General features: G+C 49.9%; 22 protein-coding genes. 9 read left to right on the top strand and 13 right to left on the bottom strand.

Going from position 1 to position 24,609, the window contains the following annotated elements; all coding sequences use genetic code 11:
- Positions 1-199: 199 nt before the first annotated feature.
- The 6 genes from HRU10_12255 to HRU10_12230 form a co-directional block, all read right to left on the bottom strand.
- A complete protein-coding gene (locus tag HRU10_12255) occupies positions 200-1,117 on the bottom strand; it encodes a helix-turn-helix transcriptional regulator (GenBank protein ID NRA28007.1) in 918 nt (305 codons plus the stop codon).
- Between the two features lie 273 nt (positions 1,118-1,390).
- Positions 1,391-2,782 (bottom strand): glucuronate isomerase, encoded by a 1,392-nt coding sequence (gene uxaC, locus HRU10_12250; GenBank protein ID NRA28006.1) that lies wholly within the window; start codon positions 2,780-2,782, stop codon positions 1,391-1,393.
- 64 nt (positions 2,783-2,846) lie between these two features.
- On the bottom strand, positions 2,847-3,479 hold the full coding sequence (gene eda, locus HRU10_12245) for a bifunctional 4-hydroxy-2-oxoglutarate aldolase/2-dehydro-3-deoxy-phosphogluconate aldolase (protein NRA28005.1): 633 nt from the start codon (positions 3,477-3,479) through the stop codon (positions 2,847-2,849).
- Positions 3,480-3,481: 2 nt separating this feature from the next.
- Positions 3,482-4,591, bottom strand: coding sequence for a sugar kinase (locus HRU10_12240; GenBank protein ID NRA28004.1), 1,110 nt, complete (start codon positions 4,589-4,591; stop codon positions 3,482-3,484).
- A gap of 8 nt (positions 4,592-4,599) precedes the next feature.
- Positions 4,600-5,784, bottom strand: a complete 1,185-nt coding sequence (gene uxuA / locus HRU10_12235) for a mannonate dehydratase (GenBank protein NRA28003.1) — start codon at positions 5,782-5,784, stop codon at positions 4,600-4,602.
- Positions 5,784-6,599 (bottom strand): SDR family oxidoreductase, encoded by an 816-nt coding sequence (locus HRU10_12230; GenBank protein ID NRA28002.1) that lies wholly within the window; start codon positions 6,597-6,599, stop codon positions 5,784-5,786. The genes uxuA and HRU10_12230 overlap by 1 nt, the downstream gene beginning before the upstream one ends.
- Positions 6,600-6,732: 133 nt before the next feature.
- On the opposite strand from HRU10_12230, the gene HRU10_12225 reads away from it, so the two are divergent.
- Positions 6,733-7,359, top strand: coding sequence for a riboflavin synthase subunit alpha (locus HRU10_12225; GenBank protein ID NRA28001.1), 627 nt, complete (start codon positions 6,733-6,735; stop codon positions 7,357-7,359).
- Between the two features lie 73 nt (positions 7,360-7,432).
- Here the strand turns inward: HRU10_12225 and HRU10_12220 are convergent, their stop codons facing one another.
- Positions 7,433-8,710, bottom strand: a complete 1,278-nt coding sequence (locus HRU10_12220; protein NRA28000.1) for an aminotransferase class V-fold PLP-dependent enzyme — start codon at positions 8,708-8,710, stop codon at positions 7,433-7,435.
- Between the two features lie 36 nt (positions 8,711-8,746).
- A complete protein-coding gene (locus HRU10_12215; GenBank protein ID NRA27999.1) occupies positions 8,747-9,370 on the bottom strand; it encodes a flavin reductase in 624 nt (207 codons plus the stop codon).
- Positions 9,371-9,494: 124 nt separating this feature from the next.
- Between HRU10_12215 and HRU10_12210 the strand changes: the two genes are divergently transcribed.
- The gene (locus tag HRU10_12210) at positions 9,495-9,941 is read left to right on the top strand and encodes a hypothetical protein (GenBank protein ID NRA27998.1); all 447 of its coding nucleotides are present in this window, start codon (positions 9,495-9,497) and stop codon (positions 9,939-9,941) included.
- A 62-nt stretch (positions 9,942-10,003) separates the two neighbouring features.
- On the opposite strand, the gene clpB is transcribed toward HRU10_12210, so the two are convergent.
- Entirely contained in the window at positions 10,004-12,610 is a 2,607-nt protein-coding gene (gene clpB, locus HRU10_12205; GenBank protein NRA27997.1) for an ATP-dependent chaperone ClpB, read from the bottom strand.
- Between the two features lie 138 nt (positions 12,611-12,748).
- Between clpB and HRU10_12200 the strand changes: the two genes are divergently transcribed.
- Positions 12,749-12,910, top strand: a complete 162-nt coding sequence (locus HRU10_12200; protein NRA27996.1) for a hypothetical protein — start codon at positions 12,749-12,751, stop codon at positions 12,908-12,910.
- Here the strand turns inward: HRU10_12200 and HRU10_12195 are convergent.
- The 4 genes from HRU10_12195 to HRU10_12180 all read right to left on the bottom strand — a co-directional run bounded on the left by HRU10_12195 (position 12,907) and on the right by HRU10_12180 (position 16,607).
- Positions 12,907-14,340: an isochorismate synthase gene (locus tag HRU10_12195; protein ID NRA27995.1), complete on the bottom strand. Its 1,434-nt coding sequence runs from the start codon at positions 14,338-14,340 to the stop codon at positions 12,907-12,909. The two genes, HRU10_12200 and HRU10_12195, sit on opposite strands and share 4 nt — an antisense overlap.
- Before the next feature lie 99 nt (positions 14,341-14,439).
- Complete coding sequence (gene metG, locus HRU10_12190) at positions 14,440-15,975, bottom strand: methionine--tRNA ligase (protein NRA27994.1); 1,536 nt, start codon at positions 15,973-15,975, stop codon at positions 14,440-14,442.
- Positions 15,976-16,091: 116 nt separating this feature from the next.
- Positions 16,092-16,433 carry a hypothetical protein gene (locus HRU10_12185; GenBank protein NRA27993.1) on the bottom strand — a complete coding sequence of 114 codons (342 nt, stop codon included), beginning with the start codon at positions 16,431-16,433 and terminating at the stop codon, positions 16,092-16,094.
- A 9-nt stretch (positions 16,434-16,442) separates the two neighbouring features.
- Positions 16,443-16,607, bottom strand: coding sequence for a hypothetical protein (locus HRU10_12180; protein NRA27992.1), 165 nt, complete (start codon positions 16,605-16,607; stop codon positions 16,443-16,445).
- A gap of 111 nt (positions 16,608-16,718) precedes the next feature.
- Here HRU10_12180 and HRU10_12175 point away from each other — a divergent pair, with 111 nt between their 5' ends.
- The 6 genes from HRU10_12175 (at position 16,719) to HRU10_12150 (ending at position 24,463) form a co-directional block, all read left to right on the top strand.
- Positions 16,719-17,072, top strand: coding sequence for a hypothetical protein (locus tag HRU10_12175; protein ID NRA27991.1), 354 nt, complete (start codon positions 16,719-16,721; stop codon positions 17,070-17,072).
- 49 nt (positions 17,073-17,121) lie between these two features.
- Positions 17,122-17,637 (top strand): prepilin-type N-terminal cleavage/methylation domain-containing protein, encoded by a 516-nt coding sequence (locus HRU10_12170; GenBank protein NRA27990.1) that lies wholly within the window; start codon positions 17,122-17,124, stop codon positions 17,635-17,637.
- Positions 17,621-18,268, top strand: a complete 648-nt coding sequence (locus tag HRU10_12165; GenBank protein NRA27989.1) for a type II secretion system protein — start codon at positions 17,621-17,623, stop codon at positions 18,266-18,268. Before HRU10_12170 ends, HRU10_12165 begins: the two co-directional genes overlap by 17 nt.
- A gap of 18 nt (positions 18,269-18,286) precedes the next feature.
- Positions 18,287-20,512, top strand: coding sequence for a hypothetical protein (locus HRU10_12160; GenBank protein ID NRA27988.1), 2,226 nt, complete (start codon positions 18,287-18,289; stop codon positions 20,510-20,512).
- A gap of 1,007 nt (positions 20,513-21,519) precedes the next feature.
- A complete protein-coding gene (locus tag HRU10_12155; protein ID NRA27987.1) occupies positions 21,520-23,820 on the top strand; it encodes a hypothetical protein in 2,301 nt (766 codons plus the stop codon).
- A gap of 1 nt (position 23,821) precedes the next feature.
- Complete coding sequence (locus tag HRU10_12150) at positions 23,822-24,463, top strand: hypothetical protein (protein NRA27986.1); 642 nt, start codon at positions 23,822-23,824, stop codon at positions 24,461-24,463.
- Positions 24,464-24,609 lie beyond the last annotated feature (146 nt).

Genomic DNA, 24,609 nt, shown 5'->3' with positions numbered 1-24,609 from the left:
GAGTAATAGCTCCTCTCTTTTACGGTGATCGTTGTATATCCAGTGCAAAGAACTCCCCGTCCCCTCAATTAGGCCCTCCATGCTCTGGTCACCAAATCTGATCACTTTATGCCAAATAATAATAAGATAGCGTCACAGATTGTCGTTACAGTCGCGGAACGCTAACTGAGAGCTCTTGTCTCGTAATCGAGCACGACAATCATGCTTTCTCATTGAGGATATCTCTTTTCCAGGTGCTCGGGGAATGCCCCATGATTTTACGGAACTGGCGGTTGAAGCTCGATAGTGAATGGAAACCACATTCGTGTGCAATGACTGAAAACTTATCCTCGGACTGGATGACTCTCGTTGCCGCAACACGTATTCGATAGTTTAACAAATACTCTTGAGGAGATTTCCCAATGAGTTCTATGAAAGCTCGCCAAAGGCTGCTCTGGCTTATGGAACAAGCGCTGCAAAGATCAGCTGATGTGATCTCTTCCGCGTAGGATTTAGAAATCAAGTCAAGGGCAGCCACGATGCGACTCCATGATTGAAGTTTTTTTTGAGAAAATGGGTTTGCGGCATCCTGACGTCCAATAGAGCACCTCCGCGCATTGATGAGCAGTAATGAAATTAAGGAATGTATAGCGCCCAAACGGGACAGCATGGAGCTATTTAGCTCGTCGAGAAGCAATTGCATGAGTCCTCGTAAAACAGTCGCCTTATCATCATATACAAAGCACAGAACGGTGGACTGATCGATTGGAAAGGGACTGTAGTCCAAGGCACACAACTTGTTGAAATCAAAATGAATGAAGCTGTGATGAGAATCTCCCTTAATGCTCCGAGCTGAGTGCAGCACGCCTGCTGGAATGAGTGTGATGTCACCTTCTTTGTATTCAAGTATTTGGTCCCCCACTCCAATAATTCCTCTGCCTGAATGACAAATCCCCAACTCCCAACCATCGTGGTAGTGCATATTATCAAAACACCCATTACCAGTCTCAGCCTCATTGTCACCATGTGAACTGATGACCCGATGAAAATGACGAATCGGCATAGATTCTTCATATTCACAAAGGATGCGGAGATATTCTATCCCCTTGCCTTCAAGTTTTGGTTTCTCCACTGACACAGCAAATGAATTTGCTTATATGCTATCGAAAATCGATTTAAAGCCCAGCGATTCCTACAAACTCTCCTTTTAGGGCTCACTTTTAGTAACCCTACGTCAGAATAAACAAAGCGATTATCCTCACAAACCCTAATTCTAGAGGTGTGAATACTATTCCGACTGGAGATCAGGAAAACCGGAAATACACGGAGCAGCGTCAAGGGGGTCGTCGTGGCTTACACGAAAGAGTAGCTTAAAGCCACGCTGCTCTTTCTGATAATCCCGTCTCGATTGCTACGATGAGAAATACTGAGCAGCGTTTTTATAGCTAACGCGCTCGACCAAGGCACCGAGCGTATCGAGATCGTCAGGAACATGGCCGCGGCGCACGTCTTCTCCAAGAAGGTTGCAAAGGAGGCGACGGAAATACTCATGGCGGGGAAAGCTCATGAAGCTCCTGGAGTCTGTTAACATGCCAATAAAGTGCGAAAGCAGGCCGAGGTTCGAGATTGTGTTCAGTTGCCAAGTCATCCCCTCGAGTTGGTCGAGAAACCACCATCCGCTACCAAATTGCATCTTTCCCGGAACACCCTCTTCGGAGAAATTAGCGGCCATGGTCGCAAAGGCGTAATTATCGCGAGGATTGAGATTATAGAGAATCGTCTTTGGCAGCGCGTTGCGCACGGAAAGTTCGCCTAGGATCGTCGCCAGACCATCGATTTGTAGACGATCTCCGATAGAATCGCAGCCGATATCGGGTCCAAGCTGATCGAAGAGACCACGGTTGTTATTTCGAATAGGTCCAAGGTGAAGTTGCATAGCCCAGCCAAGACGTGCGTAAGCTTCTCCCAAGAAAATCAAAAGGTGCCCCGCGAAGGCATCTACCTCACGCGCACTGATCGAAAGGCCCGAACGCGCACGCTCAAACAACTTAGCAGCCTCGACATCACTGGCTATCTCAGTGGGGCATGCAGCCAGCCCATGGTCTGAAGCCAGACAGCCATGGGCAGAGAAATGGTCCATTCTCGCCGCGAGCGCCGCCTTCAGGCTGTCAAGCGTATCACAAGCCTCTCCGGATGTCTCAGCGAGTTGGTCCACCCATGTCTGCCAAGGAGTGCCGCTGCCGATAGCAAATGCTTTGTCTGGACGAAATGTAGGCACGACTTTGAGACCCGGCTCGTCTATTTGAGCATGATATTCGAGGGAATCCGTCGGATCGTCAGTGGTGCCGACCAATTCGACTTTCCACTGTTTTAGGATGTCACGCGCGCGCAAACTCCCAGAGGTCAGCTGAGCATTAGCCGCTTCCCAAATTCTCGGAGCAGTTGCTTCCGACAACAAATCGCTGAGCCCGAAGTAGCGCTCCAATTCGAGATGCGTCCAATGATACAGAGGATTGCGCAAGGTATGGGGCACAGTTCGAGCAAAGGCCAAAAATTTGTCATAGGGATCGGCGTCGCCGGTACAAAATCGTTCAGCCTCACCATTGGCACGCATTGCGCGCCATTTATAGTGGTCACCTTCAAGCCAGATCTCGAAGAGGTTCTCAAACTGCCGATTCTCCGTAATATCCTTGGGAGACAAGTGACAATGGTAATCGATGACGGGCTGCTTCGCCGCAAATTGGTGGTAGAGCGTGCGAGCTACTGGAGTCTCAAGAAGGAGGTCGTCGTTGATGAAAGACATAATAAAGAGTCGATTTGTCGTTTTGGCTGCCTTGCCCTATCGAGATTTGCAATTACTGAGATACTTAAAGCGCCGGAATCTGATCTACGGCAGCGCGTACATTTTCGGTGATTCCCGTCCAATCACCCGCTGCGATTTGAGCGGAAGGAGCAAGCCAAGAACCGCCAATGGTGAAGACTTCAGAAAGGGCTAAGTATTCGGCCATATTTTCGAGATTCAGCCCGCCCGTTGGGCAAAATTGCACGCCCATAGACTTAAAGGGAGCAGCAATGGACTTGAGCATCTTCACACCACCAGCAGCGCCGGCAGGGAAAAACTTGAGATGCTGACAATCCAGTTTCAACGCAGCTTGCACTTCACTTGGCGTCATCACACCCGGAACAAATGGAATACTTCGCTCTAAAACATATGTGACAACCTCGGAATCCAAACCCGGTGACAGGCAGAATTGCGCACCCGAATCCAAGGCTGCTTGGGCTTGATCCAAAGTTAAAACAGTACCAGCGGAGACGGTCATCTCAGGCACATTGTCACGAATCAATCGGATCGATTCAGCTGCTGCTGTAGTCCGAAAAGTGACTTCAATCGCACTCAAGCCTCCTGCAAGTAAAGCCTCCGCCAAGGGAACAGCATCTTGGGCGTCTTCGATTACGATGACTGGTAAAATGCGGCTCTTTTTAAGTATGTCCTTATCCATAGCTATCGGTCCACCCGCGCGCCTCCACCGCCAACAAGTTTTTCTACTTCCGCAAGGCTCGCTGTGGTAGTATCGCCAGCCGTAGTCATCGCCAAAGCGCCATGAACACAGCCATAACTGACAGCTTTAAGCGGATCATTAAATTCCAAAAAGCCGTAGATAAGGCCCGATGCAAAGCTGTCTCCACCGCCCACGCGATCCATGATCTCAAGGATGTTATCACCTTTGAAATCCCGAGTTGGCGAATAGAATTCACCATCATGCCATACCAAGGCACTCCATTCGTTCAGGGTTGCGGTCTTCGCTTCTCGAAGGGTGGTAGCGGTAGCCTGGAAATTTGGAAAATCCTTCACTGCCCGCTCGACCATCTTTTTGAATGAGCCTAATTCGAGATCGGTGAGATTCTCATCCGCACCCTCCACTTCGTAGCCGAGACATGCTGTGAAATCTTCTTCATTGCCGATCATGACGTCTACGTAGGGAGCAATCTCTCGGTTGACTTCCTGACACCGCTTCAAGCCCCCATAGTCTTTCCATAGTGAGGGGCGATAGTTGAGGTCGTAACTCACAATGGTGCCATATTTTTTTGCTGCTTTCACGGCGGCGATCACCACATCCGGTGTCGTCGCGCTGAGTCCAGCATAGATCCCACCGGTATGAAACCAACGTGATCCCAATTCGCCAAAGACATGATCCCAGTCAACATCATCAGGCTTTATCTGGCTCGCCGCCGTGTGACCGCGATCTGATACCCCTTTTGCTCCGCGGATACCAAATCCACGCTCAGTAAAGTTGAGGCCATTGCGCATAGCCCGTCCCAAACCGTCATAATCCACCCAATGAATGAAGCGCGTGTCGACGCCACCCTGGAGAATTAGATCTTCAACCAGGCGACCCACCGCGTTATCAGCAAAGGCAGTGATGAGTGCAGTGCGCTGGTTAAAACAACGGCGAAGTCCACGGCTTACATTGTATTCTCCTCCACCTTCCCAAGCTCTAAACGAACGTGTCGTATGGATACGCCCTTCCCCAGGGTCCAATCGAAGCATCACTTCGCCGAGTGATATACAATCAAACGCGCACGTGTCTTTTGGTTTTATATTAATACCCATATTTTTTGTTATTTGCTTATATATTGGAGTGCCTGCTGGATACCCTCTATCTCAGCCATGCCCTTCATGCGGCCAATCAAATCATAGCCCGGATTCGGGTTTTGTGGTTTTTCAAGATCGTCCAACATACGGTGTCCGTGATCCGGACGATAGCTCAAACTTGCTCCATCGGCGCGTCGTGCATTTACTTTTTGAAGTGCTTGAACCACCGCGGGCATATTGACAGCACCCTCCAAGTGATTGGCCTCATAAAATGAACCATCCGCTTCGTGTGCGACACTACGCAAATGTGTTGCATGAATCCGGTCACCCAGTGTCTCGGCGATTTCCACCAAATCATTGTCTAATCGTGCGCTCAACGATCCGGTGCAGTAACAGATTCCGTTACTGGGACTGTCTACCATTGTCACAATTTTTTCTAAGTCGGCCTGAGTGCTTACAATGCGCGGCAGCCCAAGAATCGGAAACGGCGGATCATCTGGATGGACAGCAAGGCGGACGCCCGCTTCTTCTGCTGCTGGGACAACTGCCTCTAGAAAGCGTCGATAGTGCTCACGCAATCCATCGGCATCGATCCCATCGTAACGCGCTAACATGGCCCTCAACTCATCCAGCGATAAACCCATTTTGACACCCGGAAAGACGTCAATCAATCCGCGTTCGAAAACTCGAATCTCCTCGACCGACAGGCTCTTAAAGAATTCTTCGGCCTGATTTAGCTGATCGGGGGTGTAATCTGAATCCGCACCGGGTCGCTTAAGCAGAAATAGCTCAAATGCAGCAAAGCGCACAGGATCAAAACGCAGACATTCCGTTCCATCAGATAAACGCCAAGCCAAGTCCGTGCGCACCCAATCGAGGACTGGCATGAAATTATAGATCACAACGCTCACTCCTTCAGCGCCCAAATTCGTTAAAGTTTGGCGGTAATTCTCTAAATGCTGCTCAAAGTCACCCGTGCGTGTACGAATTGCCTCGGATACCGGAACAGACTCCACGGCTTCCCAACTCAAACCGGCTGAAGCAAGCTCACCTAAACGCTGGCGAATCGCTGCGCGCGACCAGGCCTCTCCATATGGAATATCATGAAGGGCCGTAAATACGCCTTTCGCTCCGGTTTGAACAATCTCGTTGAGCGAGACAGGATCACCGGGTCCATACCAGCGAAACGATGGTGTAAGTGATCGCAGCATCACACACCACTAAATGCCGAGAATCCTCCGTCAATTGCCAGCACGTCACCGGTCACAAAACGAGCAGCGTCAGAAAGCAAATAATGAACGGCACCCACCACTTCTTCCGACGCCCCAAAGCGTCCCATTGGAGTCTTTTCAACAATGCGCTGCCCCCGATCTGTTAGCGAACCGTCAGGATTCAGGAGCAGCGCACGATTTTGCTCTCCCACAAAAAAACCAGGAGCCACGGCATTTACGCGGACACCTTCGCCATGGCGCTTTGCCAGCTCGACAGCTAGCCACTTAGTTTGATTGTCGATGGCCGCTTTAGCATTCGAATAGCCCAGCACACGCGTGATGACGGGACGAGCTGCCATCGATGAAAAGTTCACTATAGATCCTTTACCCTGCTTTACCATCGCCTCTGCAAAGACGAGACTCGGTATGAGAGTCCCCTGGAGATTCAATTCCAGGACTTTGTTATAATCCGCGATATCCAGATCGAAAATTGAGGCATCTGGCCCGACTACAGCACCGGGCTTGTTGCCTCCAGCTCCGTTGACCAGGCCGTCAATTCGGCCAAATTTTGCCAACACTTCATCCCTAAGCTCTGTGACTGATGCCGAGTCTGTCACGTCACACGCAAATCCTGTAGCCGTGCCCTTAAGTCCTATGCATGCCGACACGGCTTCGTCGATATTGCTTTGTGTGCGACTAACGAAGACGACATGCGCTCCCTCCGAGACGAGATGTTGAGCGGTCGCACCAGCGAGTGCTCCGGTCGCTCCGGTAACGACGATTGTTTGTTCTTTGAGAGAAAAAATGTGGGGCATAGATCTACAATACATAGCACACAGACTGCTCGTTAATGCAATTAAAGATAATTATTTTCATATTTGCGCATATTTAGATGAGCATGAAAAAGATCCAGTTGACCATTAGACAATCCTACACACCCGTTTCGACATGTTTACGGGTATTGTAACCGCTACATTCGAGATAGCAGAAATCTGGCGTGGCGCAGCGTCGGCGACCTTTGTCATTCCATTTGATGCTGATCACCTGCAAGATTTGGCAATTGGCGCCAGCGTTGCCGTCAACGGCACATGCCTGACCGTGGTTACCATCGAAGAGCATCAGGTGACCTTCGACATCTCTGAAGAAACACTACGCCTGACAAATCTAGGCAGCCTCATTGAAGGCAACCGGGTAAATATTGAACGCTCCGCCAAAGCTGGTGCGGAGATCGGTGGTCACCCTATGAGCGGACATGTAGATGATCTTGCCTGCGTGGTCGGCGTGACACGCGATGCAGAAAACTGCGAAATTCGTATCCAACTGCCCGAGGGCTTTGGCAAGTATGTCTTCAACAAAGGTTATGTCGGGCTCAACGGCTGTAGCCTGACCGTGGGTGCGCTCGACAAAAGTATGGGGCAGTTCAGCGTCTACCTCATCCCCGAGACCTTGAGGCAAACTACTTTCGATCAGATCAAAGCGGGCGACACGCTCAATCTTGAAATCGACCGACAAACTCAGATCATGGTGGATACTGTCTTCGCCGCCGTGGATGCCGCATTGGCTGAGCGACGATAGGGTGTGTTTTGACGAGACGAGCGGCATAAGAGAAGTCATGGCGTTTGGATTCGGCCGTTTCGGCAAAACCGCCCTACCCCTCCGCTATTTCAAGCATCGCTGCTGCGAATTGGTCAATCTCTTCGACACGGGTACACAGATGGGGAGACACACGGACTCCGGGAACCCGTGAGTGACCAATTGGCGCCGTAAAGATTCGGTAGTCATCCCAGAGTCTGTCGCCCAGTTCACGCGGGCTCATCCCATGGATACCCACATTTCCAATGGCACATGTCCGCGCGTGGCTACGGGGTGAATTGAAACGAATCTGTGGATGATCAGTAACCTGACCTAACCAGCGATTGCGTAAATATCGCAGGCGTTCCTGTTTGAGCTCAGAACCAATCGCTTCATGAAAATCGATTGCAGCCGGGATGCTCTGTTGCGCCGCATAGGGCTGTGTCCCCAATGTATCTAGCTTGCGTATGTCTTCCGGCTCACGCACTCGGCCGATGAGTGGCTTCACATCTTTGATTCGCGACTTCTTCACGTAAAGCATGCCTAATCCGAGCGGCGTACAGAGCCATTTATGCAGACTCGTGCCCATGAAGTCGACGCCGAGATCATCAATTGCAAACATTACATGGGCGAAAGCGTGAGCAGAATCGCAGAGAACATCGATACCGCGCTCATGAGCCATATCCGCCACTTTGCGAACGGGTAAGACATGGCCCGTAATATTGATGAGATGTGTCACATGGAGAAGACGTGTCTTTGGGGTGATTGCAGCTCGATAGGCCGAGACAATTTCCTCGTCACTTTCCGGATCTAAAGGAACTTCGACTCGCTTAATTACGATGCCATCATGCACCTCGCGAAATCTGAGCGCCTCGACCATGCTACCGTAGTCTTGATCCCCTACAATTACCTCATCACCAGATTTTAAATCCAGTCCTTGGATTACGATATTCATCGATTCGGTGGTATTGCGTGTGATAGCTACTTCATCCGCTCCGCAACCTCCGAAATCCGCCAGCCGTACGCGCACCGCATTCAGCATATCGAGACGCTCGTTACGCATAAAGTAAGATGCCTTTGTATTGAGCGCTGTGGAATAATCGAGAAACGTCTCCAAGGTGGACGTTGGCATCATCGAGAAATAACCATGCTCTAGATTGATGAAGTCCGGGGGCAGATCAAACGCCCGCTGGATAGGGACCCAAAAGGACTCATCTTTTACCAGTTCTGCCGTGGATCGGCCTCTCCCCTGTTCATTGAGAGCTGACTTCATGTCGGCCAGGGCTTCTTGGCAAATTAGAGCCGTAGCAGCGGCTCCTGTCAGAGTTTTCAGAAAATCACGGCGATCGGGCATAATACCCGTGCATTGCAAGAGACGGACCAAAAAAGCCTACTTTTCGTAGGGCATCTGCTTTAAAAAGCGGGGCGCGTAGTATTGATCAATCCCCCCTATTGCAGTGATACCCAATCGCTCGAGATCGAGACCGCCGTCATCGAACTGAGCCTCAGATTGATCCAAGACCACATGCTCGATTGCCCCAACAACCAACGTCGTACCATTTGCAGGGACCGGGATTTCATCGCAGAGACTGAGGCACATTTTAAGCGGTGACTCTCGAACGCAGGGAGCATGATGACCTTCGATAATCTGAGGTGTCAGACCTACACATTCGAACTCCGATTCATCCGCTTCGTATTTAAGGCTCGTGCGGTGAGCCTGCTCGAAAAAGGAATCACCAATTGCGTTAATAGTATAGGCCCCCGTTTCCCGGATGTTTGCTAAAGTATGGCGAGGCACGACGTCTGGACGAAAGATCAATCCAAGTAGAGCCGGATTTGAACCTATATGGATACAGGAGGAAAACACGGCTAAGTTGTCGGACCCGTCTCGACTTTGAGTGCCTACCAAGTTAGCGCTTTTGAAGCCCGGCAAGGCATTGACCAATTTTAAGCGCTGCTTGCGGTCCATAGCTTCGATTTCGTTACGAGTCCAAGTTTTCGTTCCTGATGGCATACATCCACACTACACAGCACCCTCAAATCCGCGAATGGTAGAAACACTTCTTGTTCTCGAAAACAGCTGTATCAGATTGGCCCAAACAAAACGCCCATGCGCCCCCTCATTTCTAAGCTCAACAATGAAAAATTGGCCCTTTCTAATACTGATGCTCTGCCTCGGCTGTGGTAAACAGCCGACGCTGTCAGATTTCCAAAGCGATGGATGCTCCATGTTTTTAGATAAATCGCTCATCAATGATGACGACTGGTGTCGCTGCTGTTATGAGCACGACCTCGCCTACTGGCGGGGAGGGACAGAAAAACAACGCGAAGAAGCGGATCAACAACTCCGGGACTGCGTATATGAGGTCACTGGTAATGCAGAGTTTGCCGACTTCATGTATGAGGGCGTTCGCTTTGGAGGTAGCCCCTATTTTTATAATTGGTATCGATGGGGATACGGATGGGGCTATGAGCGCGGCTATGGCGAGCTGAGTATCGAAGAATTAAACCAGGTTCGGACAAAACTATTGGAAATCGACGACGATTATCCAAAATTCGTCTGTAACGAGACTAAACGGAACTGACTTGGATTCGGATTCCATACATAGAGCGACTGCGACACCAGACCTGCGCGCGGTTGCTTTTATCAGTTTTTCTCCATTACCAGTGAATCTCCTTTGAGATCATAAGTCAATCGATCTCCTTCACTCACTTCGTTAGCAATTACGGCGCGAGCCAAGCGTGTTTCAACGTTACGCTGAAGGAAGCGCTTCAGAGGACGGGCTCCGTATACAGGGTCGTAGCCCTTCTCTGCGATCCATTTCTTGGCTTCTGCACTGAAGTTGATTGAAATGCGCTGATCAGCGAGACGTCGATTTATATCCTCGATCAACAGACCCACGATTTGCTCGATGCTTTCCAGTGATAGAGGCGTAAACAGGATCGTGTCATCGATTCGATTTAGGAACTCGGGGCGGAAGCCTTGGCGTAGTTCTGACATGACTGACTCTCGCACAGACTCCGCAATTTCGTCACCCGTTACGCTCTCTTGGATATAACGACTCCCGACGTTGGACGTCATAATGATGACTGTGTTTTTAAAATCTACAGTGCGTCCTTGGCTATCGGTAATACGGCCGTCGTCGAGCACTTGGAGTAGAACATTAAAGACGTCAGGATGCGCTTTTTCGATCTCATCGAAGAGCACTACCGAATACGGAGCCCGGCGAATGGCTTCAGTTAGCTGCCCCCCTTCATCATACCCGACGTAACCTGGAGGTGCGCCAATCAGGCGAGCGACCGCGTGCTTTTCCATGTATTCGGACATGTCGATACGCACGATATTGTTCTCACTATCGAACAATGCCTCAGCAAGTGTCTTAGCGAGTTCAGTCTTTCCCACACCTGTGGGTCCCAGGAAGATGAAGCTGCCGATTGGCTTACTCGGATCTTTTATTCCGGCACGAGCGCGTAGGATGGCTTCGGATGTGAGTTGTATGGCTTCATTTTGTCCAATGACGCGCTCATGAAGAATACTCTCGAGGCGCAATAGTTTTTCACGCTCTCCTTCAACCAGTCGCGTTACAGGCACACCCGTCCAACGCGAAACGATTTCGGCTATTTCCTCAGGAGTAACAGCCTCTTTGATCATCTTTTCGTCCAAGTCGTTGTCCCCACGGGACTCAAGGTCAGCCAATTGTTTCTGTAGTTGCGGGAGGCGACCGTGTTGTAACTCAGCCAGTTTGTTAAGATCGTATTGGCGCTCGGCCACATCCATGGCATGCTGGATTTTTTCAATCTCCTCGCGGACTCCTTGCACGTCATTGACTCCCGCCTTCTCATGCTCCCAGCGCAGCCTGGTTTCGTTGAGAATCTCACGTTTGTCGGCCAGATCTTTTTGGAGAGTATTGAGTCGCTCTTTTGACGCCGAGTCGGTTTCGAGCTTGAGTGCTGCCTCTTCGATCTCGAGCTGCATCACCTTATGTTGCAAATCTTCGAGCTCGGCTGGCATGGACTCCATTTGCGTACGGATTTGGGCACAGGCCTCATCGACGAGGTCGATGGCCTTATCGGGGAGGAAACGATCCGTGATATAGCGGTCGGAGAGTGTAGCAGCATTGACTAATGCAGCATCTTGGATTCGCACATGATGGTGCAGCTCAAAACGCTCTCTCAAGCCGCGTAGAATTGAAATGGTATCTTCGACTGATGGAGCGCGGACAATCACGGTCTGAAAACGTCGCTCGAGCGCTGCGTCTTTTTCGATATACTTGCGGTATTCGTCGAGTGTTGTTGCCCCGATACAATGCAATTCCCCTCGAGCTAGCATGGGCTTGAGCAGGTTTCCTGCATCCATAGCACCGTCGGCTTTACCCGCGCCGACAATCGTGTGGAGCTCATCGATAAAGAGAACAATGCTTCCATCGCTTTCCTTGACCTTGTTGAGCACCGCCTTGAGACGCTCTTCAAATTCGCCCCGAAATTTTGCGCCTGCGATCAAGGACCCCATATCGAGCGAAAAGACTATCTTGTCCTTCAAGCTTTCAGGTACTTCGCCTCGAACAATACGTTGAGCCAAGCCTTCGGCGATAGCGGTCTTACCCACTCCGGGCTCACCGATGAGCACAGGATTGTTCTTGGTCTTACGGGATAGAATGCGCACTACACGGCGAATTTCGTCGTCGCGGCCGATGACAGGATCCATTTTTCCTGACTTAGCACGCGCTACCAGATCGATTCCATATTTCTCGAGCACATCGTAAGTGCCCTCTGGATTTTCGGAGTCCACCTTTTGGCTACCACGTATGTCTTTGAGCACGTCCCTAACAACCTGGGCCGTAATAGAAAAAGTCTCAAAAAACCGGTTCACCTGCGTCGTTTTCACGCCTTCGATAATCCCGAGCAGCAAATGCTCAGTGCTGACATAGCTATCCCCCAACTCTTGCTTGACCAAATCGGCTTGCGCGATGGCGTCGGAGAAATCACCAGACACGTAGACTTGATTTCCAGCAGCAGTGGATCCGGAAACTTTAGGCAGGCGTTCACACTCTCGCTGCGCGGCTACGAGGACCGGAGAAGCACCCACGTTTAGTTTATCAAGGATGCGAGGCACGATACCCTGCTCTTGACGCACCAATGCGAGGAGTAAATGCCAGACCGCGATTTCCTGTTGGCCCAATTCGCGCGCGGCATTCTGCGAGTCGAGCACTGCCTCTCGGGCTTTCTCGGTATATTGTGCAAAATTGATGTCCATGTATTCACTCTGGCAAGTCACGTTCCATGGCTAATATCAACATAAGCCACTGGCTGTTAATGTTTTAAGCTTTATACAAAGAATTCAAAATGTGCCAATATGTCACTATTTTGTGCCGAAAAGCTCCATTGATCGTCGATGAAAGATTACCCTATTTTTAGTAGGGTGATCGCGAGTGCCGTTGCCGTCGAACGGACCAAAGCACAAGTCATGCAATTGCTGTCGCCACCACTCTACGCTTTTAATCAGCCAAGCACGGATCGCATACGCGGATGGATCATACTGGATCGCGCTAACTAGATATCACCCAGGAATATGGACCGCATGGCTTGGAGTTTGAGATCGGTCTCATCAAATTCGCGTTCTGGAATGGACCCCTCCACGATCCCAGCACCGGCAAACAGCTTTAAGGTATGCCCATCGATCAGGCCGGATCGAATAGCAACGAACCCTGCGCCATCTCCGTTATGACTCACGAACCCGATCGCACCCGCGAAGAGGCCACGGTCTATGCCTTCAAATTCCGCGATACGTTCGACTGTAGCGTTACGTGGACTCCCCCCCACCGCGGGTGTGGGATGTAGGACCTCAAGGAGGGAAAAGAAATCTACCTCTTCTGGAATGGTTCCTTCGATCCGGGTATTGAGATGTTGAATGTTAGAGAGTTTGAGTAACCTTGGCGTTCGCGATGACTCTGTTTTAACACCCAGTTCTTCTAGTCGCCCAACAATCGCTTGGCGGACCAGCTCCTGCTCATGGCGGTCTTTTTTTGATTCGATCAGGGCACGTCCCAGATCAGCATCTTCTTGTGCTGTTTTACCCCGTGCAGTCGATCCGGCCAAGGCGTGGGTAACCAGCTCGGTGCCGCGAACTGCAAGCAGGCACTCGGGGGTTGCTCCGGTAAATGAAACGCCTTGATCCGAAGCGAATGAAAAACAGGTGCAGCCCCAAAAGCGTTCACGCATCAAGCCAAGAGCCGCTAAGGGTGCCAGAGGCTTAGGATTTTCGTAGATCTCGCTGCGCGCCAGCACGATCTTTTCGAATTCGCCAGCGTGGATCGATGCTAACGCACGTTGCACGCTTGTAGTAAAGCGCGTGCGTTCGGAAACGTCTGCGATCCGGTGCATGGACAGTCTATCTCCAGGTTTTGCCCGAGTATAATCAAACTGAGTAAAGGTATGGTGCGCGCGCCAAATACGCTCTGCTTGTGCATGGATGTCAGTATCTACTTCCATCCAAGCATTTGCCATTGCCAAAATGGTTTTAGGATTCCGATACACCATCCAACGTGGCACCCACGCAGTGAGGGGGGCAAAGGCCGACTCAGTTGTCTCAGCCGCTGCAAAGGCCATACCGTAGAATGCATGTGGGCCGGCATATGGCGAATCCAGATCACCAGCGAGGATCGCATTGTCGAGTATGGATTGGACCCAGGTCCGCGCCTCTCCGCACCGAGTGTTACCGGAGAAAGTATTCAAGACCACCGCTTCTGCTCCAGCCACGGCCCAGTCCTCCGACTGATTTTCAAAATAAGCATGCCATTCTCCCGGTTCATAGATGCTCTCAAGCACCGCCAGGGGCTCTAAATGGGGCACTTCTAGGGTGATGCTTACCAAGCGTGGTTGCCCTGTCTCACACACCGAAGTGTGCACCCCCGTAAAGAGTTGCACCAAGTCGTCGAATTGGCGCCCTTGTGGAATAGGAAAGTCCGGTATGGAGAATTTAACCACAGACTAAATCTGATCAAAGAGAAAGAGAACTCAACTGTGAGCTGAGTTCTCAATCATTCTTGATGCAATGCAGCACCCAAATGAATCGAACCATGGCCCCTACTCGATCTCAATGCGCGGGAACAAAATAGTACGTTCGCCCAAAACCTTCCCTTCCAGTGATCTACTCCAACTCATCGATGAGTCGTTCCAGAGTGAAGGTGCAGGTGACGCCAGTAGCCCGAATATACGTTCAGACACATCGGGCATGACGGGTATGAGCAATGTCGTCGCCAGGCGAATACCTTCAGCCATGACTGCGAGTGATGTGTCGAGAAGTGCCTGATCTGCGGCTTCTTCGGACTTAGCCAGCTTCCATGGAGCGCGTTGCTCCGCATAACGGTTAATGGCTCGGATGAATGTGAAGGTCCGATCCAGCCCGGTATGAAACTGGAAACCCTCGTAAAGCGAGACCACCTCCGCAGCCGTTTCAGACCATAGGTTCATCAATGCCTGCTCCGGCTCTTCGTCGACTACCTGGGCAGGGATAACGCCCGCACGATAACGTCCAGTCATGTTGAGAACGCGGTTAACCAGGTTTCCAAGATCATTGCCTAGGTCATTGTTATATCGGGAAAGAAATAGATCGGTCGCAAAGTCACTGTCCTGCCCCACATTCATCTCGCGGATAACAAAATAGCGGAAAGCGCCTGGCCCAAATTTTTCGATAATGTCCAGAGGATTTACGATTTCGCCGGTGCTTTTAGACATCTTATTTCCACTTTTCAGCCACCAGCCATGTGCCAGTAGAGATTTTGGAATCTCAATCCCGGCGGCCTTGAGCATAATTGGCCAATATACGGCGTGAGGTGGCACCAAGATGTCTTTTCCGATAACATGAAAATCGGCAGGCCAACGGCGTCCGAAGTCCTCCGAACCATAACCCACCGCTGAGACATAATTGATAAGCGCGTCAAACCATACGTAGGTCACTTGTGCTTCATCGAACGGCAGGGGTATACCCCAAGATAGCCGCTCAACCGGGCGTGAGATACACATGTCGTTGATAGGCTCTTTGAGAAACTCAAGCACTTGCTTCGCCCGGAAACGGGGGAAAATGAAGTCCGTATTACTTTTGATGTAATCAATGAGCCAGTCCTGGTATTTACTCAGCTTGAAGAAATAATTCGTTTCCGTGAGTTCGGTGACCTCACCAAAATCAGCGGACCACTCACCATCGACCTTGTCCTTTTCTTGGAGGAAGCGCTCTTCTTTTACCGAATAGAACCCTGTATACTCCGCACGATAAATCTCGCCGTCGTCATAGAGCTTTTGAAGGATGCTCTGCACCACAGATTTATGGCGCGACTGGGTAGTGCGGATATAGTCGTCGTTCGATATATGCAGATCGCGGCAAAGCTGCTGGAAAGACTCTGCGATCTCATCGCAGATCACAATCGGATCGACTCCACGTTTCTGGGCCGCTTGTTGCACCTTTTGACCATGCTCATCGAGGCCAGTCAGGAAATAGACATCATCCCCCATCATCCGGCGAAATCTGGCAATAACATCGGTCAATACCTTCTCATAGGCATGTCCCAGATGCGGCGCTCCATTCGCATAGTCGATCGCGGTGGTGATGTAGAATGATTTCATAATGAGGCTGAAAATGCTGGTGGACTCATTCTTACAGCGCAAGCTTTGAGGCGGGATCCAAGAAATCGGAATGAATGCATCTCACTCCGACGCCGTTCTGCCCAGAAATTCGAATTTCACTGATCCTTCGTCAGCTCAATTGGGTCAGCCAGCCGTTCAACAATAGCCTGTTCTTCGGGCAGGAGAGATGTTTCGTTAATCCAGTTATCCCATGCTTCAAAATTTGTCTCTCCTGAGGCATGACTGACAATCATACGACTCAGCTGAGCCGTTCCAGTTCCTAAATTTTCCAACAATGCACGGGCCAGTTTGATCTGTCCCGAATGCGCATAGATGAAAACTTCCGTTGACCTGAGTGCTTCATTGTCTCGGGCTATTGCCCACGCGCGGTGTATAAAGCCTAGAGCTCGTCTATGGCCCTTGAAAACGAGAACACTGAGGTATGCAGCATCATTCAAAAAAACTGGCTACTCTGGATGATGCTCCAATAATGCAAGAGTCACCTCTAGGATACCATAACTATCCCCAGCCTCTTGCATTCTAGTGAATAGATCAGCCAAGCTTTGTGGAGCGATATTCAATCGCTCGAGCGCAGCGACAGTAATAAACCGTTCGCCCCGGAGCCAATCCATGCTCCGTGCAACAGGAAGCAATGCACGCGCTCCGATAGAGTATCTGCTGCCTGCCTGTCCTTCCAACTTAAGGAATAAGGCAGCAGAAACACTGAACCTCAGCGCGATACGTTGCGCTACTCATCGGGAGCCCGCTGCGATTGGCATCAGGATGGCAAACAAATCATTACTTACTATTTTGAATGGGAAGCTGGCATAGAGATCCGATTTAATGCCCATAGATTTTCTTTGAATCTATCGGAGCATAAACCTCTCCGACGCCATGTGTTCTTCGCTGTTTGGAATGATACAGGATTTCCAGTGATGGACATATTGACTTGGCAGGAGCGCTTAAATGCTGCATGGATGTCGAATCGGATTCAACGCCAACGCTTGCTTTATTTTATTGTGACGGGTGATACGGAATATCATGAGGCGGAACAGACAATCCTTGAACTGACCGAGCAGCTTTATGCAAAAAACTAATTTTAGAAAAAGGCAACAAAGCCGATCTATTCTAACGACAATTCTTCATATGTCCGTCAAATCCCCCCAACAGTGCAGTAGTCAAAGACACAGCAAAGGTTATTCTCTTTTAGAGATCATCATCGCCATGATTATTTTCTCCATGGTGACGGTTGGTATCCTCAGAGGTGTGCTTCAAGCAAGGAGCATGGCCGAACATACCATCTACCAATCGTCTGCAATAACTGTTGCGACTGGATTTATCGAACAAATAAAAGCCATGGCATATACCGAGCTGGAGAGTTTGGCCAATGGAAGTGCATCAGAGATGGTGTTCATCATTGCCAATGGGGAGGAGAACACTGTGGAAAATGGGATTGAAACTTCTCTTGCAGTGCCTCTCGACGCTGATGAGGAAGGGGAGACCACACTCACCATGGACTTGAATTTACTAGTGAATATCTCGCCGGTAACAGGTATCGACGCAGTTCAAGTAGATCTACTCTACGGTTTTATTTTACCCCTCACAAACAAACCGATCACCTCGTCTATTTCGACCATAGTTTCCGATGTTCCCACGTATTGATAAACAGAATGGTTACACCCTTCCGGAAATCCTCATCGCACTGACCATCCTCGGCTTTATCCTAACTGGCGTCGCAAGCATGACAATCCAGTCCGGGAAAACGCTGTTTGTCTCAACTGAAAAACTGGAGATCAACGCAGACATTCGCTTTTTCACACAGCTCCTGGCATCTGAGGCGCGGTCAGCTAATGCATTTTTAATCTATCCATCTTCTAATGAGGAGAGACGCGATAGCATCTCTGATCGTTTAAGAGACGGAGAAGCGGGTGACTTTTTGGCTTTGGTTTTTTTGGAACCCTTCCCCACCGCTTCCGATGACGAGCACATTACAAGAATCATCTGTTATTACCGTGATTCTGATGATGAACAAGCGGGACCCGTGAACAGGGTCGATTATACCCTGCCTACTCCTGTAGATCCATCACTTGTAACGCCCGAATCTGCGATCATAACCACTATGGGATCCGGAGAATCTTCGGAGATCGTTACCCTAGCCCGTGGTTTAGCCGGAAATTTCCTCTTCTTTAATGAACGCGACGAAACCGTCATCGTGAACGGACAAATCGTTCACGGCAACGTAGCGCGCCAGGTTACAGATACTTACAATTTCGCGGTATCCCCACGAGGTTAAAAAAATATTAATCATGACATGCATCCCCCAATCCATACCCCCCAAAGAAAACGAGGTAGCGCTATTGTAGCGGTGTTACTTTTTTCCGCAGCAATCAGCTTCATATTTGCAGCCACCTTGTCCTACAGCGTTACAGAGTCGCGCCTTAATAAACAAGCTGAGGCACTCCTCGTCGCCAAAAACGCCTCAGAAGCAGCAGTGGAATTTGGTTTTGGCGAACTTGCGACCCGTTTCGATAGTTCCCGAGCATTTCCCACCAATGCCCTATCTCCAGGCAACAATCCACTCACTTTACCAGCGGAATTTTCAGATATTTTCAGCCGCGGACAAAGTGATAGCGGAGCTGATCTGGAACTTGAAATTATGACTAATCCCTCCGCCAAGAGCTCTTGGGGGCCAACCGAAGTGATGATTCCCGAATTAGGTTTTAATCCTTCACAACCCTGGGGCACCTATGGCGTGGAATTAATCGGAGGCGTCACCGAATCAACTGGCATGAAATTTATCGATCCAGATGTGCCCGGCAATGAATTCGATCCACTGGCAGGATCCCTCGCGTTTACGCGCCAAGTGCGTCTCTACGCGAAGTCCACAGTAAACTCTGCACTCAACCGAGACCTCACAGCTTATACCAGCCAACAACTACAGGTGCGCGATGCCCCACTCTTTTCGAATGCTATTTTCTACAATGGTATCAACCTCGAAATCGCTCCCGGCCCCCAGATGGATATCTACGGCCCTGTTCATTCAAACTCAGACATCTATCTAAAAGGAAATAACCGTCTCAATTTTCACGAGAAATTGACTACAAGCAGAGCTATCCTCCATGGCCGCGATCCGTCCTACAAGAATGATAAAAACGGAGGTACAATCTATATCAAAAATGCTACTGAGAATCTCGTGCAAATGTCGAACGGCGTCAACAGTACCATGGATAATTGGCGTGAAGTGGCCTCACAGTCTTGGGATGGCCGCGTTTTGACTTCGGATCACGGAGTTGGCGATCAGCAGCCCATCGGCGTTGAGGCCTATATTAAAGATACGGACACCTCGACTCCAGAGTGGGATCCCCTTAATTATGCTTACAATACAATTCAGCCAGTTCTAAACCAAACAGCCTTGGATAGTGGCGACGCTGAAGTCGATGCACGGCGTCGTGCTATCGAGGAAGGGAAATTTTCCTACAAGGCTGGCATCACTCTTGAATACGATGGAGCTAGCGTAAATGTATACACATTTGAACGCGATGCGGACGAACATATTGTATATGCGGATGATGGCTCGCCCAACAAAATTTCGCTCACGGTATCGAGCCCTTTCTGGACGATGAATACCAGTGGAAGTTTAACTGACAAACGCGAAGGCCGTGCGCCCGAGTTAATTGAAATAGACATCGCTCAACTTCGTACCCTATTAAACAATAATGATGCCACAGAGTGGGGTGCTGCAACCGATACGGCGGAAGCAGATGAAAAGCCTGAAAACTGGTGGAATGGTGTAGTTTTCATTCAGACACCACTCGATGCGAGCGCTCCCGTTCGAGACGACTGGGTCACCCCGGCAAACGAAAATACGGCAGTCCGGCTAAACAACGGAGGCACGATTCCAAACCCAAGCTACGCCGTAACTAATGGCATCTACGGTACAACGATCGCGACCAACACTTATCTCTACATCAACGGGAGCTATAACTCGGATGGGGACTTGAGCACAGGCTCACCCACTGAGCCTGAAGACGATGTAAATTTTGGGCATACAGGAGAAGAGGCACCCGCTGCGATCGTTGCAGATGCGGTTATGGTCCTCAGTGACAATTGGAACGATGCCAACTCTTCATCCGGCCTGAATAGCAGAAACGCTACCGACACCGAGATCAGTGCTGCTATCCTCACGGGTCAGGTCCCATCAGGTTTTTGGGGCCATAATCACTACAGTGGTGGTGTCGAAAACCTCCCCCGCTTTCTCGAAAAATGGAGTGGAGACACACTACAGTATCGCGGCTCCTTGGTCGCGCTTTTCAGCAGTGAGGTAGCCAAAGAAAAATGGGGTAAATCAAATGTCTATTCGGCACCGCGCCGGGACTGGGGATTTCACGCAAAATTTGGAGACGAAGGCTTCTACCCTCCAGGCACCCCAAACACACGCACCTACCGGCGTGTCAATTTCCGTGACCTAACCCAGGATGAATACGAAACTGAAGTAAATGAGCTCGCCGCCATTTGGGCGATATCCACACTTTACTAAAACGCGGATCATTGCGTCTTTTGCCGCAGTTTTACTTACACAGTTGATCCACCTAATGGCCCGAGGAGAGGACCAACCAAGATCGTATCCCGCCCTGCATCCCGACTTCATTAAAGCGGAGTAGATTTTTGAAGAGACCGCACACCGTCCTCTGCGCCCAATTTCATGAACGGGTCTCGAGTATTCATCTGGATTTAGGATGAGCTGGGCATGATATTAGAAATTCAAGATGAACGTTTGATGCCCCTGATGCCTCATACTATACCAGACTTGGCTCATGATATGCGTGGATATACAACTAAAGCTTTGTCTCCATTGGCTTAGCCACGCCTGATAGCGCAGCAGCGAATAGATTAAGGCGCTGTTGCCGGAGCATCGCTCCTCAGGAATAGCCCAAGAAATCGCATTTTGAGCAACTTCTTAATCTGTTTAAAAAGAGTTCTCTCACCGAAACAACTTCTAATAAAGCCCACAGACGCTGCTGAGGAACACATCGGTCTTTTTCCGGGATCAAACGCGGCATTGTGGATAAACGATGATCAGGTAAGCTGTCTCTCAATGCTTGTTCCACAATGATGCGCTAACGTGTCCACGTTGGCAAGTTTTTGGCGTTTGAGTGCGAGAGCCCATTGTCGCTCGAAGGCATCGCCTGCCGAATGGGTCAATAGCTTTGCCACCGTGACGTTGTAATGCCCTTTATACATTATTGAGTCTAATAGCCTGAGTCAGGCGTCCGTAATAGATGGAAAAGGAAATGACTCCATGCTGAGAAAGACCAGATCGATTCTGGCCACGGCCCTCTCTTTCGCTAAGTCAACCTCAAATCTTGAGAGATAAGCTTGCAAATTTGATTCAGAACAGTGTATGTAATTTGTAATGATGACGTAAAATTACATACAAAAACCTCATTTTAATGATAGTCCCCTCATCAAAAACCTTCCTCATTAAGCCATTTTCTTCCGCGCCACGAAATCTAAGTGAGATTTAGACAAACCATTAAGCATTATATGCAGCTCTCAATTCATTCCCCCCAAAGAAAACGAGGCGGCGCTATTATAGCGGTGTTAGTCTTTTCCGTAGCAATCAGTTTAGTATTTGCTGCCACCGTTTCTTACAGCATTACAGAATCCCGACTCAATCGGCAAGCTGAGGCGTTCCTCGTCGCCAAGCACGCGGCAGAGGCTGCAGTCGAGTTTGGTTTTGGCGAACTTGCGAGTCGCTTCGATAGCTCCCGGGCATTCCCTACCGATGCCCTGTCTCCTGACAATGATCCACTCACGTTGCCGGCGGACTTCACAAATATTTTCAGTCGCGGACAAAGCGGGAACGGTTCAGACTTAAAACTCGAGATCATGACCAACCCTAATGCTGAAAGCTCCTGGGGGCCAACCGAAGTCATGATCCCGGAATTAGGCTTTGATCCCGAGCAACCCTGGGGCACCTATGACTTAGAACTCGTCGGAGGCGTCATCGAATCGTCGGGAATGAAGTTCATCGATTCCAATACACCCGGCAATGAGTTTGATCCGCTAGCAGGGTCCTTCGTTCTCACGCGCCAGGTGCGCATCTACGCTAAGGCTACGGTAAAATCCGCACTCGATCGGGAATTCACAGCTTACACCAGCCAAGAGCTCCAGGTGCGTGATTCTCCACTCTTTTCCTTCGCGATCTTTTTCAACGGGATGAATCTCGAGATCTTTCCCTGGCCCCCGATGGACATCTACGGTCCTGTCCATTCAAATTCGAACATGTATCTCGTTGGAACTCAGGGACTCAATTTCCATGAGAAACTTACTACGAGTGAGCATATCTACCATGGCCGTGATCCCTTGTCTAATCACTATCATGGTGATGCGCGAACCATATACATCAAAAACGGATCCGACACGCTTGTCCAAATGGATAATGGGACAAACAGCACGATGAGTAACTGGCGTAGGGTCGCTTCTCAGAAATGGGACGGTCGCGTTTTGACTAGCGATCATGGGGTCAGTGAGCAACAGCCACTCGGAATGCAGGCCTATGTGAAAGATACGGATACTTCGACTCCAGAGTGGGAGCCGCTTAACTACAGCTACAACATCATCCAACCAGTTTTGAACGAGAATACCTTCGATAGTGGCGATGCGGATGTCGATGCTCAGCGTCGAGCAATGGAGGAAGATAAGTTTTCCTATAAGGCTGGCATCACTCTTGAATACGATGGAACAAACGTGAATGCCTACACATATGAACGCGATGCAAACGAAGACATTACCTATGCAGTCGATGGTTCGCCCAAAAAAATTGATCTTACTGTATCCACCCCTTTTTGGACATTAAATACCAGTGGCAGTCTAACTGATCACCGCGAAGGTCTGGCTCCGGATTTGATCGAAATAGACATGGCGCAACTGGGTTCTCTACTTGATGATAATGACGCCACGGATTGGGGCGCCTCGGTCGACACGGCAGCAGCAGACGAAAAACCCGAAAACTGGTGGAACGGCGTCGTTTATATTCAGACGCCACTCGATGCTAGTGCTCCAGCTCGGGACGACTGGGTCACGCCTGCAGATGAAAATACAGCGGTCCGACTGAACAATGGTGGCACCCTACCTAACCCGAGTTACGCGGTCAGCAATGGCATCTATGGCACAACCGTAGCAACCAACACTTACCTCTACATCAACGGAAGCTATAACTCTGATGGGGATTTGAGCACAGGCTCACCCAAAGAGCCTGACGATGATGTGAATTACGGGAGTACAGGAGAGGAAGTTCCCGCTGCGATAATCGCTGACGCTGTAACAATACTGAGCGATAGTTGGGACGATGCCAATTCTTCATTACCTTTAGGCAACAGAAGAGCGGTTGACACCGAGGTCAGCGCTGCCCTACTCACTGGCCAGGTCCCTACAGGTTTTTGGGGCAATCCACACTCTAGTGGCGGCATCCAAAACTTCCCGCGCTTTATCGAAGACTGGGGAGGCGGAACCGGTGGAGAACGTTTATATTACAGGATCAGAGGTTCCCCTCTACAAACCGATCTACAAACCGATCTACAAACCCTTCGGTATCGTGGCTCACTAGTCGGGCTTTTCAGTAGTGAAGTGGCCAAAGAACCGTGGGGTAAGGCGAATGTATTCACACCCCCACGACGCGATTGGGGATTTCATACAAAGTTTGGTGATGAAGGCTTTTTCCCTCCCGGCACTCCAAACACACGTACGTATCGGCGTATCAATTTCCGTGACCTGAGCCAGGAAGAATACGAAACTGAAGTGAAAGCACTCGCCGCCATTTGGGGGATTTCTACACTCTATTAAAATGCGGCTCATTGCATTCTTTACTGCTGCTTTACTTTTGCCTTTGGTCAGTTCACCGGCTGGGAGTGAAAGCGAGTCAGTGTCCTATTTCGACCAGCGGCCAGAGTCCCTCAAAGCACGACGAATTGTCGAAAAGATCGAGGGTCAGGATATAGAGTTTCTGGCTCTGCAAGGTCCTATCACTTTTGTGCTCTCATCGATACCGGGATACCAATTAGAAAATGAAACAACGCCCGGAGCTTCGGTCACTTTTCGCCACCGGTCGGTATCAGCTTTGATGGATTTTTCACTGTATCGTGAATCAAACTTTCCGCTCGAACGGACGGTCGCAGATGCAGAGCAACATATCCAAGCTTTAATGCGCGCATTCGAAGCTACCCATGAAGTAGAAATGATTTCGATCTCAGATCCTTCACAACGCATTTATGACCGATACTTTGGGCAGAAGCCATTCAACGTCGTCTACCAAGTTACCGAAAAGGTTGCAGCTGACGGACAGATTCCAGTCGAATTTATTTATCACGAGTGTTGGCTCACGCTCGAAGGTCACGTGCTAGTGATCACACTCAAAGCAGAAAAAGAGCGCTATCGTGGTCTACTTAGCCAAGCGACTCGGATCTGGAAGGACGGGTCGTTCAGATAAAAAACGTCCACGATCGCTAGATCATGGACGCTTCGTGACTGAATTTATCTAAAATAATTGTTTATTTTATTCACAGCCATCCCATAAGGCCTGATGGCGGAGATCAGGGGTGAGTATTGATCGGCTGTAGCGGTTGATCGTGTCTA

Source organism: Opitutales bacterium (assembly GCA_013215165.1).
GTDB lineage: Bacteria > Verrucomicrobiota > Verrucomicrobiia > Opitutales > JABSRG01 > JABSRG01.
This window is presented reverse-complemented; position numbering and strand designations above follow the sequence as displayed.

Coding starts and splice junctions, on each gene's coding strand:
- uxaC (NRA28006.1), bottom strand. CDS start 2,782: ATGTCTTTCATCAACGACGACCTCCTTCTTGAGACTCCAGTAGCTCGC.
- eda (NRA28005.1), bottom strand. CDS start 3,479: ATGGATAAGGACATACTTAAAAAGAGCCGCATTTTACCAGTCATCGTA.
- HRU10_12240 (NRA28004.1), bottom strand. CDS start 4,591: ATGGGTATTAATATAAAACCAAAAGACACGTGCGCGTTTGATTGTATA.
- uxuA (NRA28003.1), bottom strand. CDS start 5,784: ATGCTGCGATCACTTACACCATCGTTTCGCTGGTATGGACCCGGTGAT.
- HRU10_12230 (NRA28002.1), bottom strand. CDS start 6,599: ATGCCCCACATTTTTTCTCTCAAAGAACAAACAATCGTCGTTACCGGA.
- HRU10_12225 (NRA28001.1), top strand. CDS start 6,733: ATGTTTACGGGTATTGTAACCGCTACATTCGAGATAGCAGAAATCTGG.
- HRU10_12220 (NRA28000.1), bottom strand. CDS start 8,710: ATGCCCGATCGCCGTGATTTTCTGAAAACTCTGACAGGAGCCGCTGCT.
- HRU10_12215 (NRA27999.1), bottom strand. CDS start 9,370: ATGCCATCAGGAACGAAAACTTGGACTCGTAACGAAATCGAAGCTATG.
- HRU10_12210 (NRA27998.1), top strand. CDS start 9,495: ATGAAAAATTGGCCCTTTCTAATACTGATGCTCTGCCTCGGCTGTGGT.
- clpB (NRA27997.1), bottom strand. CDS start 12,610: ATGGACATCAATTTTGCACAATATACCGAGAAAGCCCGAGAGGCAGTG.
- HRU10_12200 (NRA27996.1), top strand. CDS start 12,749: ATGAAAGATTACCCTATTTTTAGTAGGGTGATCGCGAGTGCCGTTGCC.
- metG (NRA27994.1), bottom strand. CDS start 15,975: ATGAAATCATTCTACATCACCACCGCGATCGACTATGCGAATGGAGCG.
- HRU10_12180 (NRA27992.1), bottom strand. CDS start 16,607: ATGGATTGGCTCCGGGGCGAACGGTTTATTACTGTCGCTGCGCTCGAG.
- HRU10_12170 (NRA27990.1), top strand. CDS start 17,122: ATGTCCGTCAAATCCCCCCAACAGTGCAGTAGTCAAAGACACAGCAAA.
- HRU10_12165 (NRA27989.1), top strand. CDS start 17,621: ATGTTCCCACGTATTGATAAACAGAATGGTTACACCCTTCCGGAAATC.
- HRU10_12160 (NRA27988.1), top strand. CDS start 18,287: ATGCATCCCCCAATCCATACCCCCCAAAGAAAACGAGGTAGCGCTATT.
- HRU10_12155 (NRA27987.1), top strand. CDS start 21,520: ATGCAGCTCTCAATTCATTCCCCCCAAAGAAAACGAGGCGGCGCTATT.
- HRU10_12150 (NRA27986.1), top strand. CDS start 23,822: ATGCGGCTCATTGCATTCTTTACTGCTGCTTTACTTTTGCCTTTGGTC.